Below are 12,792 nucleotides of genomic sequence, written 5' to 3'. Positions count from 1 at the left end.
TCATGTTATATTAATAACCACAACATTACCAAAGGAGGCCGCAAAACATGACAAATGCAACCAAGCTTGCCCTGGAAGAATCCCTGAAGCATCTGCTTCTTAAGAAACCTTTAGATAAGATCACCATCAATGACCTGACTACGGACTGCGGTATCAGCCGCATGACTTTTTACTATCATTTCAAAGATATCTATGATCTTGTGGAGTGGTGCTGTCTGGAAGATGCCAGAATTGCCCTTCAGGGCAAAAAAACCTCTTCCACATGGCATGAAGGGCTTCTGCAGATCTTTGATGCCGTGATGGAAAACAAGCCGTTTATCTTAAATGTATACCGCTGCGTGGGGCGGGAACAGATCGAGAATTATCTGTTCCAGCTTACCTGCGGTCTTCTTATGGGCGTGGTAACAGAAAAATCAAAAGACATCTCCATCACGGATGAACAGAAAATTTTTATCGCAGATCTGTATAAATACAGCTTTGTAGGGATCATGCTGGACTGGATCAAAAACGGCATGCGTGAAGATTATCGCGAAATCGCAGATGATACCGCAACCGCACTGTACGGAAGCATCGACAACGCCATCCGCAATTTTGCCACCAGAAACAAAACAGCAGAAATGACTACAGAATAAAAACTTATCAAAACAGACATAATGATAAAAAACTGAACACTTTCGGTGTTTTGTAAATAGAATCTTTTTTCCGGATGGGCTATCATAGCCTCAACAGCAACAAAGAACAGTTAATCCGATACAAACAGGTATCTCATTTACGAAAGGTGGATGTCATATGTCAGATAAAAAAGGATTCATGGGTCTTGCAGCACTTGCGGCAGCCGGAGCCGGCGCAGCCATGCTGATGAAAAAAACAAAAGAGATCAACGAAGAGGAAAACTTCCATGTAAAAGAAACTACTGCAAACTACCGCAACACCGAGCGTGGAAAGCATGACAAAAACAGCAAGGGGATTTATTATTCCAACGGTAACTATGAAGCTTTTGCCCGTCCGGAAAAGCCGGAGGGTGTGGACGACAAGCATGCCTACATCGTAGGAAGCGGTCTTGCTTCCCTGGCTGCTGCATGCTTTCTGGTAAGAGACGCACAGATGCCAGGTGATCATATCCACATCCTGGAAGCCATGGATATTGCCGGCGGTGCCTGCGATGGAATCTTTGATCCGTCCAGAGGATATATCATGCGTGGCGGTCGTGAGATGGAAAACCATTTCGAGTGCCTGTGGGATCTTTTCCGCAGTATTCCTTCTCTTGAAAAACCGGGTGCTTCTGTTCTGGACGAGTTCTACTGGCTGAACAAGCACGATCCGAACTATTCTCTCTGCCGTGCAACCGTCAATCGTGGACAGGATGCACATACTGACGGAAAATTTAACCTGAGCCAGAAAGGCTGTATGGAGATCATGAAGCTTTTTATGACAAAGAATGAGGATCTTTACGATAAAACCATCGAAGATGTATTCGATGATGAAGTGTTTGATTCCACCTTCTGGCTGTACTGGAGAACCATGTTCGCATTTGAAAACTGGCACAGTGCTCTGGAGATGAAGCTTTACTTCCAGCGTTTTATCCACCACATTGCAGGTCTTCCTGATTTCAGCGCCCTGAAATTCACCAAGTACAACCAATACGAATCCCTGATCCTTCCCATGAAAAAATATCTGGAGGATGCAGGTGTTGACTTCCAGTTTAATACTGAGGTCACAAACGTGATCTTTAATTTCAAGGATGGCAAAAAGATCGCCACTGCTATCGAATGCAAGGTAAAAGATGTGGAGCAGGGTATCCTTCTTACAGAGAATGATTATGTTTTCGTCACTAACGGAAGCTGTACAGAGGGCACGATCTACGGTGACCAGAACCACGCACCAAACGGTGATGCAGAGGTCCGTACCAGTGGTGTATGGTCTCTGTGGAAAAATATCGCAGCTCAGGATCCTTCCTTCGGACATCCGGAAAAGTTCTGCTCAGACATTTCCAGAACAAACTGGGAATCCGCTACTGTCACCACTTTGGATGACCGTATTATCCCTTATATCACCAATATCTGCCAGCGTGACCCACGTACCGGCAAGGTTGTTACCGGTGGTATCGTAAGCTGCCAGGATTCCAAATGGCTCTTAAGCTGGACCATCAACCGTCAGGGACAATTCAAGGAACAGGATCCGAAGAAGGTCTGTGTATGGGTTTACGGACTGTTCACAGATGTTCCCGGTGATTATATCAAGAAGCCGATGAAGGATTGTACCGGTAAGGAAATTACCGCCGAGTGGCTGTACCACCTCGGTGTTCCGGTAGAGCAGATCGACGATATGGCTGAAAACAGCGCTGTCTGCGTTCCGACTATGATGCCATACATCACCGCCTTCTTCATGCCACGCACAAAAGGTGACCGCCCGGATGTCATCCCGGATGGCTGTGTAAACTTTGCATTCCTGGGCCAGTTTGCGGAAACTCCTCGTGATACCGTATTCACAACAGAGTATTCCGTACGTACTGCAATGGAGGCTGTATACGGACTTTTCGGTGTAGATCGTGGGGTTCCGGAAGTATGGGGAAGCGTTTACGATATCCGTGAGCTTCTGGACAGCAGTGTAAAACTGATGGACGGAAAATCTCCTCTTGAGATCCAGCTGCCAGGGCCGCTGAATGCACTGAAGAAACCACTTCTTAATGTTGTGAAGGGTACCGTGGTTGAGAAAGTACTGCGGGATCATGATGTGCTGAAGGATTATATGTAAGATATACAGCCTGCCAGGCAGATATTCTCAATCCGAAAATTAAGATTTGAAAACAGTAAATGAACCTCCGGTTCTATTAGTGCAGCAATCCCCCGGAAATACTTCTCGCGCGGTATTTCCGGGGGATTATTTTGATTTTCATATTTTTATTTTTCCAATGTTTCATTCATACTTCCGGAACGGAATCCCTGAAGATCCAGTGTCACGTAAGAAAATCCCAATGTGTGGAATTTCTCTGTGATCTTTGTTCTTGTTTCATTATCTGCAATTTTCAGGATCTCTTCTGCCGGAACCTCGATCCTTGCCATGGTACCGTGGATGCGAACGCGGAACTGGTGGAATCCCAGATCCATCAGAAACTGCTCGGCCTGATCTACCATGTGAAGCTTCTCCTCGGTAATGGTCTCACCGTATACAAATCTGGAAGCAAGACAGGCAAAAGACGGCTTGTTCCAGGTTGGAAGATTCATGTCTTTTGACAGCTCCCGGATTTCTTCTTTATAGAGTCCGGCTTCCTGAAGGGGACTTCGCACACCAAGTTCCTGGATGGCCCGGCGGCCGGGACGGTAGTCGCCCAGATCATCCATGTTGGAACCTTCCGCAAGCACATTGATGTTGTTCTTTTTCGCTACTTCCCATAATCTGGTAAAAATGCCTTTTTTGCAGATGTAGCAGCGATCCGGAGGATTCTGGCGAAATCCCGGAATCTCAAATTCATTAAGCTTGCATATCTCCTGATGAATGTGATTTTCCCTGCAGAAATCCTCGGTTTCTTTCCTCTCTCTTTCTGTAAAGGAGCAGGGGCATGCAGTGATGGCTATGGCCTTATCGCCAAGTGTCTCCTGTGCCACCTTCAAAAGAAAGGTAGAATCCACTCCGCCGGAAAAAGCCACGGCTACACTCTCCAGGGAGCGGAGGATTTCCTGAAGCTTCTGATATTTTTTTTCAAGGGTGATTCGGTCTGTTACTGGCATATGTTCTGTCACCTCAAAACCGGGAATGCCACCACAGTCTCATTCCCGGTCCTTTATCTATATTTCTTACATTTCGATCACATCAAGATCATCCGGAATAAACAGATTTCCGTGATAATACTCTCTGCCTTCTGCTCCGTAAAGCTCTTTACGTTTCTTAATGTTCTTATCCTCTGTGTGATACAGGACAAGATTCTTAACTCCAAGGTTCTCAGCCAGCTCACTGGCATCCTTAACTGTGGAGTGGTGTTTCTCATAAGGATTGAAGATATCACGCTGTCCATACAGACAGAATGCTTCGTGGAACATCCAGTCGCTGCCTTTTGCGTATTTCTCCTCACATTCATTGTATGGCTCGTCTCCGCAGCAGGTAAGTACCTTACCACCGTCATAGATCATCTGGAAACCGAACTGTTTCGCCTTGGTGGAACCGATATCAAAGAAGGTCACTTTCTTATTAAGAATTGTTTTTTCCTCGCCGTCTTTTACCTCGATCAGATGAAGTCTGTCACCGATGTACTGTGTCTCCTTCTTATTCAGAAGCTTAAATGCCATGTCTTTCAGAAGTCCGATCACTTCATCATGTGCATAGATATTTGCCTCGCCCTGATAAGTGCCTTTTTTCATGTTCTGGCAGATGATGCGGATCACCCACACGATTCCCATGATATGGTCTACGTGCTTATGTGTAACAAAGATCTCATGAACATCCATCAGATCAATGCCTGCTTTTTTCAGCTGGGAAAGCACCGTATTTCCGCCGCCTCCGTCAACCAGAAAATGGCCGTACTCATCGCTGAGTACAAAGCAGGTATTGTAACACTCTGTTACCAGTGCGTTACCGGTTCCAAGCATGGTTAATTTCATTGTATTCTCCTCCTGTATAGCCCTGGTCATCAAACATTTTGCCACCCATCATTCTGTTCTCTGACCGGCTGCCTCTGATCGTATTACAGACACATATACAACCGTTTAATTTTTTTGTTTTTTAATTTTTTCTGTGTTTTTCGTGTCCAATGATAACATTATGAAGAAATATTTTCAATAAGATCCATTCATTTTCATAGCAGAAAAATCAATCCACAAATCTTCATAGATTCCTGTTTTCACAGAGTCCTGTAATGTATATGGTTCCGAGGTTCCATGCTCAAAATTATATACCAGAACAAGATTCTTATCCGAATCTACCAGCCAGTATTCTCTTACTCCGGCAGTTCGATATTTAAACAGTTTCGTATAATAATCCATCTGCTTACTGGAAGGAGATACAATTTCCACGATCCAGTCCGGTGCTCCCTTGCACCCTCTATCATCCAGTTTATCTGCATCGCAGATAACAGAAATATCCGGTTCAACGTAGGTATTTGATTTTCTTATTCCAGCATTTCTATTTCTGTCTCAAAATACTGCTCCTGAAACTGAACCTGTGCCATGATCTCCTTGGCTGTCATATTCATATCTTCCGGCACTGCCACCCATTTATCTTCCACATCATTGAGGCGGTGGACGATGGCGATCACTTTTCCTGTAAATTCTTTTACAGGGTGATCAATGCCAAGAACGTAGACGTCCTGTTCCTCTCCGTCCGGGGCGATGATTCCTTCAATGTAACCATAATTTACCGGATAAAAAAGATCTTTGTGTTCCGGATGGCAGGTATTCATTGGACGATCGATCACGACATGAACCATCTGGCCGGATGTTGGTTTCTTTTCGTGGCTACTCTCGTTCATTCATTTTCCTCTCTGGACACAGAGCAGAAATCCGACAGATTTCCCTCTGTTTTTCCTCGTATCCGAAAACAGGTATTCTCATTTCCGTACATCCTGCATTTTACCAGATTTTGGATTCCACTGCTGCTCGCTCAATGCCAAGACCTTTCATATATCTGTCCATAAATGCGTTGAATCCTTTCACGCCTTCGGCTTTCGGTGTCAGTGTGCTGCCTTCATTTCCCTTGAAGACATTTTCATCCAGGAAGTCTGCAAGATCTTCGCCGTCTTTTTTGTTGATCAGATAGGAAGCCAGAAGTGCGATTCCCCAGGCTCCGCCTTCTCCTGCTGTGGACATTACAGATACCGGTGCATCTACCGCATCTGCAAGGATCTGCTGGCCGACACCCTTTGTCTTAAAGAGGCCGCCGTGGCCCAGAAGCTTGTCGATCTTTACCTGTTCCTGATTCAGAAGGATATCCAGACCTACACGCATGGCGCCGAGGCAGGTATAAAGATTATTTCGCATAAAGTTTGCCAGTGTAAATCTGCTCTCAGGAGAACGTACAAACAGTGGACGTCCCTCTTCAAAACCAGTCATATGCTCACCGGAAAAATAGCAGTAGGAAAGAAGTCCGCCACAGTCCGGGTCGCCTTCCATGGCTTTGTTATAAAGAGTTCCGAACAGTTTGTTCATATCTACTTCCATGCCCATAGCTTCTGCAAATTCCTTAAACACATTTACCCATGCGTTCAGATCCGACGTACAGTTGTTGGAATGTGCCATGGCAACCGGATCTCCTGCCGGAGTTGTTACCATATCGATTTCTTTGTACGGTTTGGAAAGAGCCTTTTCCAGAACGATCATGGCAAATACGGATGTTCCTGCCGAAACATTTCCGGTACGCCGGCGGACACTGTTTGTGGCAACCATACCGGTTCCTGCGTCTCCCTCAGGCGGGCACATGGGAATTCCGGCTTTCAGCTTTCCGCTTACATCCAGAAGCTTTGCGCCTTCCTCAGTAAGAACTCCTGCATCCTGACCTGCCACCAGAGCTTTCGGCATAATATCGCGGAGTTTCCATGGGAATCCATAAGGCGCAACCAGTTCATCGAACTTCTGCACCATCTCCTCGTTGTAATCCTTCGTTTCACTGTCGATCGGGAACATACCTGCCGCATCGCCGATACCAAGAACTCTTTTTCCAGTGAGTTTCCAGTGTACATAGGCCTCCAGAGTGGTGATGTAATCGATATCTTTTACATGCTCCTCACCTCTCAGGATTGCCTGGTACAGGTGTGCGATGCTCCATCTCTGAGGGATATTGTAATGGAAAAGCTCTGCCAGCTTCTCAGAAGCTTCTCCCGTGATATTGTTTCTCCAGGTGCGGAAAGGAACCATCAGCTCTCCCGCTTTATTAAAGGGCATATATCCGTGCATCATGGCACTGACACCGAAAGCACCTACGCTTGTCAGTTCCACGCCGTATTTCTCCCGGACATCTTTTGCCATATCCTGATAGCTGGCCTGAAGGCCCTTCCAGATCTCCTCCAGGCTGTAGGTCCAGATTCCGTCCACATACTGGTTCTCCCATCCGTAACCGCCGGATGCGATCGGCTGATTTTTGTCATCTACCAGAACTGCCTTGATCCTTGTGGAACCAAACTCAATACCAAGAGCCGTGCGGTTCTCAAGAATGGCTGTTTTTGCTTCATTTACTCCCATTGTAAAAAACCTCCTGTATTATTTGCTGAAATACATGCTATTCCATCTCAGCTCATTCTGCAGATTCCGGATCGTTGTATCGCCATCAATATAAACCGCTTCAATACCCATAGCTGCTGCCCAGTCACCCATCTGCTCTGCAGTAAGGTCATAGGTAAATGCAGTGTGATGTGCGCCGCCGGCAAGGATCCATGCTTCTGCTGCTGTGGAAAGATCCGGCTTCGGTGTCCAGAACGCAGTACCTACCGGAAGTGCAGGCATCGGTTTCTCTGTTTTCTTACACTCAACCTCATTGATCAGCAGACGGAAACGGTCGCCAAGGTCAACCAGGGATGTTGCGATTCCAGGGCCTGTCTTAGAAGTAAATACCAGTCTTGCAGGATCTTCACGATCTCCCATGGAAAGCGGGCATACACGCATGCTGATCTTTCCATCAGCAACGGATGGGCAAACCTCCAGCATATGTGCCTCAAGGATTCCCTCTTTACCAGGTACCAGATTATAAGTATAATCCTCCATAAAGGAAGTGCCCTTGGCGTCCTTTTTGCCTGCTGCCATGATTTTCATCAGGCGAACCATAGCTGCTGTTTTCCAGTCACCCTCGCCACCGAAGCCATAGCCTTTTTCCATCAGTCGCTGGATCGCAAGTCCCGGAAGCTGCTTCAGGGATCCCAGATCACCGAAGTGTGTTACGATAGCCTGGTAGTTTTTTTCCTCAAGAAAGCGCTCAAAACCAATCTCAATTCCCGCCTGGACTGCTACATGCTTCTTAAATTCCTCAGGGTCACGTCCATCCAGAATCATATCATATTTATTATAATATTCTTCTACCAGAACATCAATATCTCCCTGGCTTACATCCTGAACATATTCTGCAATCTCATTAACCGGATAAGCATCGATCTCCCATCCGAATTTCATCTGAGCCTCAACCTTATCGCCCTCTGTTACGGCTACATTTCTCATGTTATCCGCAACACGGCATACACGAATATGGCTGCTTTCCATGATACCAACTGCAGTACGCATCCAGGATGCCAGACGCTCCTGGACCTTTTTGTCTGCCCAATGTCCTGCAATGACCTTACGCTCGATTCCCATTCGGGTTACCATATGGCCAAACTCACGTCCGCCGTGTGCGGACTGGTTCTCATTCATAAAGTCCATATCAATGGTGTCATAGGGAATCTCCACATTGAACTGTGTATGAAGGTGACACAGCGGTTTACGATACTCTTTGAGACCAAGAATCCAGGATTTTGCCGGGGAAAATGTATGCATCCATGCAATCACGCCGGCACAATTTTCATCTGCATTGGCATCATTAAAGGTTTTACGGATCAGCTCATTTGTGATCAGCGTTGGTTTCCATACAACCTCAAACGGAAGTACGCCGGATTTGTTCAGCTCCTCCACAATGATCTTAGAATGCTCGGCTACCTTGCGGAGACACTCATCTCCGTAAAGATCCTGTGAACCTGTGCAAAACCAGAATTTGTAATCTCTTCCTGTTTTCATGCGAAAAATCCTCCTTAAAATAAAATTAATATCATATGCATAACATTCCTGAAAATCTGCTGTCCAGTTCTGCTGCCAACATGCGTCCGATCTTCTGAAATGTTATAGGGTTCTCTGTAATCTACATCGCTTCATTCTCTAATAAAACGATCTGATAAAACGGTTATGTATCTGTGCTCATGCCCCTGCTTTCACACTGCTACCCCGCACGATCAGTTCCGGCCGGATCAGCCGTTCCACTGTACTTTCTTCATCCGGCACGCCACTTAATTTTTCCAGGAGAAGCTTCGCCGCCATCTCCCCCAGTTTTTCCTGGGGATGGGTGATGGTGGTAATGCCCTGTCCCTGTCTTGCGTACAGTGAATTGTCATAGCCGGTCACTGCAACATCTTCCGGGATCTTTTTGCCCTGACGTTCCAGTTCTTCCATGACCTGGACAGCGATCTGATCGTTGTAACATACGATCCCATCCGGAAGACTGTTCTGTCGGACCATGTTCCGTACCATAAGAGCCGGCTTTTTTCGCCGGTCCTCGGTGTGAAACCAGACCACCTTATCCGGGTCATAGGCAATTCCATGCTCCTGCAAAGCCTTCACATAGCCCTTATGCCGTTCGATGCCCTGACGGTCATCTGCCTTGAAAAAACCTGCGATGTCACGTCTGCCGGAATCCAGGAGATGCTTTGTAACAAGATAACCGCCACCTGCATCATCCATGAGGATATGGGGTTTTTCCTGCATCTCTGTATACAGTCCCTGGATAAAAATATATGGGATCTGATACTTGTCCAGTGTTTCGTACAGACTTACGTGTCTGCACAACAGCTCGCTTTTGCTGGGTTCAATAATCAGTCCGTCAATCCCCTTACTGATCAGCTCTTCCAGGAATCTTGCCTCCTTCTGACGACTGTTTCCTGTATTTTTGAGGATGATACTGTACCCATTATCGGACAGTACCTCATCAATCCCCTGGATCAGCCTGGGAAAAATATAATCCGAGATATATGTAGTTACCACTGCGATGTTTCCGGTCCCGTGGATCTGACGGAGTACATCCGCACAGAAGGTTCCTTTTCCCTGAAAGGATTCTATGTATCCATCTCCTGCCAGAATCCCCAGAGCCTTTCGCACCGTATGCCTGCTCAGCCCGTAACGGACACTGAGCTGGTTTTCAGAAGGAAGCTTCTCACCCGGACGGATCTTTCCGGAAAGAATGTCTGTTTTCATTTCTTCCATCAGTGCATAATATTTTGCTTTTCCGTTTTCTGCCATAAGCTTCTCCCTTCGTTTGTATTATTCTTCCTTCAAACATCGGATGTAAAACGGATATTTATATTTTGATCTGTATTTATCCTGTTAATTTCATCTGTAATCATTTTATAACTTGTATATACATACGAACAAGTTGTTTTTATTATTTATCAAAAGTTCCATATAAAGAAAGACCGGAACACCCTCCCCATTCTGGTGTTCCGGCCTTTATATGCCGCCTTGCATATTTATTTCAAAGTTTTTGCTGCCTTTCGATCATTTCCTGCCTTAGCGGTACATCTTCATATAATCCCCATGTGCCTCGATCAGCTCATCACACATTGCCTGGATATCTTTGATGTTCAGCTCTGCACCTGTGTGCGGGTCCATCATGGCTGCCTGATAGATTTTCTGGCGGTCTTTGGTCACTGCTGCCTCAATAGCAAGGAGCTGCGGGCTGACATTGGATGAGTTCATAGCTGCCAGCTGTGTAGGAAGCTTGCCCACTTTTACCGGATGTACACCGGTTCCGTCGATATAGCATGGAACCTCTACGCAGGCATCCGGCGGAAGGTTATCAATGTAACCGTTGTTAAGAACATTTCCACCGATCTTGTACGGTGTGTTTGTAACAACAGCCTCCATGATATAAGAAGCATACTCTTTACTTCTCTCATGACCGATCTTGCCATCCTTGAGGATATCCTCGCGCTCTTTTTCCCAGCCCTCGATCTGTTTGATACATCTTCTCGGATATTCGTCGAGCGGAATATTGAACTCCTCGATCATCTCCGGATATTTGGATTTAATGAAGAACGGATTATACTCTGCATTGTGCTCACTGGACTCTGTGCAATAGTATCCAAGATGACGGATATACTCATAACGCACCATGTCCTCATGCTTCTCACCGGAGGTATTCTTCTCCTCGGCAATTCTGCGGATCTCCGGATACAGATCATTTCCGTCTTTGTCGTGGATCTCAAGGAGCCACGCCATGTGGTTGATACCTGCGATCAGCTCAGTACGTCCCTCAATCTTGTCTTCCATTCCCATTCCCTCAAGAAGCTTCTGGGAACATACCTGTACGCTGTGGCAGAGACCTACCGTGCGGATCTTTGTGAAACGCTGCATATAGCCGGTAAGCATTGCCATAGGGTTGGAGTAGTTCAGGAACAGAGTGTTCGGGCAGACCTCTTCCATGTCGCGCGCAAATTCTTCCAGAACCGGAATGGTACGAAGTGCACGCATGATTCCGCCGATTCCCAGGGTATCTGCGATTGTCTGTTTGATGCCGTATTTCTTCGGGATCTCAAAGTCTGTTACGGTGCATGGCTCATAGCCGCCTACCTGGATGGCATTAACTACGAAATCTGCATCACGAAGTGCATCTTTACGGTTCTCTGCACCAAGGTAGGTCTTGATCACTGCGCGGTCCTCGTTTACGTTGTGGTTGATGGCACTTAAAATAATTCTGGAATCCTCCAGCCTCTTCTCATCGATATCATAAAGTGCGATCTCGCTCTCGCGAAGTGCCGGTGTACACATACAGTCACCAAGTACATTTCTTGCGAAAACCGTGCTTCCTGCTCCCATAAATGTAATTTTGATCATGTTCGTTCCTCCTATTGATCTTTTTGGATTTTTCTGTGACAGATTTTTCTGTTCTTGGCAAAAATCCTGATTTTCTGCTGATTCTGCGGCGCAGCCCCGCTTCGTTATTATTATGGTTTTATGATACTACCGGAAGCATCTTTAAAATATGTACTTTGATGTCAATAATTGTTGTTTTGTTGCATGAAATATATCCTAATTCAGACAGAGAGTTGTTATTTTTTATCGCAAAGATCTGCCAGCAACAAAAGGTACTGCCAGTTATCAGGCCTCAGATTCCGTATAATCGCCCTTCTTTCCATTCACTACAAGTCTTCTCTTTTCTTCCTTGTATTCTCTCGGACTTCTTCCTGTTCTTGCCTTGAATACCTTGGAAAAAGCCAGCGGATCTCCATACCCTACTCTTGCAGCTACTTCACTGACCTGAATATCTCCGTTTTTCAGAAGAGTTTTCGCCTTCTCAATGCGAAGATTCATAAGATATTCCTGCGGCGAGCATCCAAGGCTTTTTTTAAATGAACTGGTAAGATAGCTCCGGTTGACGCCAATGCGGTCTGCCAGCTCATTGATCTTCAGCCTCTTGTCAAAGTTGGCTGCAATGTAATCCACTGCCTGCTCCACATAAACGGAATTTGGATATCTGTGGGATGGAAGAAGCTTGCCTTCTCTCAAACATGCATCCCGGTTATCTGTGATCAGGTCAGAAAAAAGAAGCAGCAGAAGTCCGTTTCGTTTCAGCTCATTTTCAAAAACGAGCTTGTTGGTCCGTACCATTGCATCAATATACTTCGCAGCATTTTCCATGCAGTGGATCCTTCGGACCGGATTTTCCCGGCTAAAACCACTTACATGAATCACTTCCTCGGCAATCATTCCCTCAAATCCTACCCAGCGGTACGTCCAGGGATTGTCCATGTCTGCCTCATACCAGGCCTCCACACTGGGTGGGATCAGAAATGCTTCTCCACCGGTCAGATGATACTGATAGCCATCCATCTCAAAAACTCCGCTTCCGGATTCCACGATATGAAGTACATGGGAGATCCTTTTATTTGGTCCAAATCGATATCCCGGATCACATTTTTCCCACCCACAGTAAGTAAGACAGAGATCCACCGCACCTTTCTTTAAATTCTCCAGACATTTATAGCTGTCTGAGTTTGTAAAACCAACTGTATGAAGCAACTTGCCACCTCCCTGATGTCATATATTACATTTCCGACCGTGCGCTGCTTCGCCACCC

General features: G+C 46.0%; 11 protein-coding genes. 2 read left to right on the top strand and 9 right to left on the bottom strand.

What is annotated here, in order from left to right; all coding sequences use genetic code 11:
• The first annotated feature begins 47 nt into the window (after positions 1-47).
• Both DWX61_RS01835 and DWX61_RS01830 read left to right on the top strand, forming a co-directional pair.
• Positions 48-632, top strand: a complete 585-nt coding sequence (locus DWX61_RS01835; RefSeq protein WP_118623487.1) for a TetR/AcrR family transcriptional regulator — start codon at positions 48-50, stop codon at positions 630-632.
• A gap of 157 nt (positions 633-789) precedes the next feature.
• Entirely contained in the window at positions 790-2,754 is a 1,965-nt protein-coding gene (locus DWX61_RS01830; protein ID WP_118623485.1) for an oleate hydratase, read from the top strand.
• Between the two features lie 146 nt (positions 2,755-2,900).
• On the opposite strand, the gene larE is transcribed toward DWX61_RS01830, so the two are convergent.
• The 9 genes from larE to DWX61_RS01785 form a co-directional block, all read right to left on the bottom strand.
• Entirely contained in the window at positions 2,901-3,728 is an 828-nt protein-coding gene (gene larE, locus DWX61_RS01825) for an ATP-dependent sacrificial sulfur transferase LarE (protein WP_118623483.1), read from the bottom strand.
• Positions 3,729-3,794: 66 nt separating this feature from the next.
• Positions 3,795-4,595: an MBL fold metallo-hydrolase gene (locus DWX61_RS01820; RefSeq protein WP_118513226.1), complete on the bottom strand. Its 801-nt coding sequence runs from the start codon at positions 4,593-4,595 to the stop codon at positions 3,795-3,797.
• Positions 4,596-4,769: 174 nt separating this feature from the next.
• Positions 4,770-5,063 (bottom strand): Uma2 family endonuclease, encoded by a 294-nt coding sequence (locus DWX61_RS01815; RefSeq protein ID WP_330637409.1) that lies wholly within the window; start codon positions 5,061-5,063, stop codon positions 4,770-4,772.
• 38 nt (positions 5,064-5,101) lie between these two features.
• On the bottom strand, positions 5,102-5,461 hold the full coding sequence (locus DWX61_RS01810; RefSeq protein ID WP_244789953.1) for an inorganic diphosphatase: 360 nt from the start codon (positions 5,459-5,461) through the stop codon (positions 5,102-5,104).
• Between the two features lie 100 nt (positions 5,462-5,561).
• A complete protein-coding gene (locus tag DWX61_RS01805; RefSeq protein ID WP_118623479.1) occupies positions 5,562-7,166 on the bottom strand; it encodes a xylulokinase in 1,605 nt (534 codons plus the stop codon).
• Positions 7,167-7,184: 18 nt separating this feature from the next.
• Positions 7,185-8,684, bottom strand: coding sequence for an L-arabinose isomerase (araA, locus tag DWX61_RS01800; RefSeq protein WP_118623477.1), 1,500 nt, complete (start codon positions 8,682-8,684; stop codon positions 7,185-7,187).
• Positions 8,685-8,861: 177 nt separating this feature from the next.
• Positions 8,862-9,956 carry a GntR family transcriptional regulator gene (locus DWX61_RS01795; RefSeq protein ID WP_118623475.1) on the bottom strand — a complete coding sequence of 365 codons (1,095 nt, stop codon included), beginning with the start codon at positions 9,954-9,956 and terminating at the stop codon, positions 8,862-8,864.
• 267 nt (positions 9,957-10,223) lie between these two features.
• Positions 10,224-11,549, bottom strand: a complete 1,326-nt coding sequence (locus DWX61_RS01790) for an alpha-glucosidase/alpha-galactosidase (RefSeq protein ID WP_118623473.1) — start codon at positions 11,547-11,549, stop codon at positions 10,224-10,226.
• Positions 11,550-11,813: 264 nt separating this feature from the next.
• On the bottom strand, positions 11,814-12,734 hold the full coding sequence (locus DWX61_RS01785) for an AraC family transcriptional regulator (RefSeq protein WP_118623471.1): 921 nt from the start codon (positions 12,732-12,734) through the stop codon (positions 11,814-11,816).
• Positions 12,735-12,792 lie beyond the last annotated feature (58 nt).

Origin of the sequence: Ruminococcus sp. AF20-12LB, from assembly GCF_003478985.1 — a bacterium.
Lineage (GTDB): Bacteria > Bacillota > Clostridia > Lachnospirales > Lachnospiraceae > Blautia_A.
Note: the sequence above shows the minus strand (reverse complement) of the source record. Positions and strands in the feature narration are given on the sequence as shown.

Excerpts from the sequence above, each read along its gene's own strand:
- DWX61_RS01835 (WP_118623487.1), top strand. The coding sequence starts at position 48 with ATGACAAATGCAACCAAGCTTGCCCTGGAAGAATCCCTGAAGCATCTG.
- DWX61_RS01830 (WP_118623485.1), top strand. The coding sequence starts at position 790 with ATGTCAGATAAAAAAGGATTCATGGGTCTTGCAGCACTTGCGGCAGCC.
- larE (WP_118623483.1), bottom strand. The coding sequence starts at position 3,728 with ATGCCAGTAACAGACCGAATCACCCTTGAAAAAAAATATCAGAAGCTT.
- DWX61_RS01820 (WP_118513226.1), bottom strand. The coding sequence starts at position 4,595 with ATGAAATTAACCATGCTTGGAACCGGTAACGCACTGGTAACAGAGTGT.
- DWX61_RS01810 (WP_244789953.1), bottom strand. The coding sequence starts at position 5,461 with ATGAACGAGAGTAGCCACGAAAAGAAACCAACATCCGGCCAGATGGTT.
- DWX61_RS01805 (WP_118623479.1), bottom strand. The coding sequence starts at position 7,166 with ATGGGAGTAAATGAAGCAAAAACAGCCATTCTTGAGAACCGCACGGCT.
- araA (WP_118623477.1), bottom strand. The coding sequence starts at position 8,684 with ATGAAAACAGGAAGAGATTACAAATTCTGGTTTTGCACAGGTTCACAG.
- DWX61_RS01795 (WP_118623475.1), bottom strand. The coding sequence starts at position 9,956 with ATGGCAGAAAACGGAAAAGCAAAATATTATGCACTGATGGAAGAAATG.
- DWX61_RS01790 (WP_118623473.1), bottom strand. The coding sequence starts at position 11,549 with ATGATCAAAATTACATTTATGGGAGCAGGAAGCACGGTTTTCGCAAGA.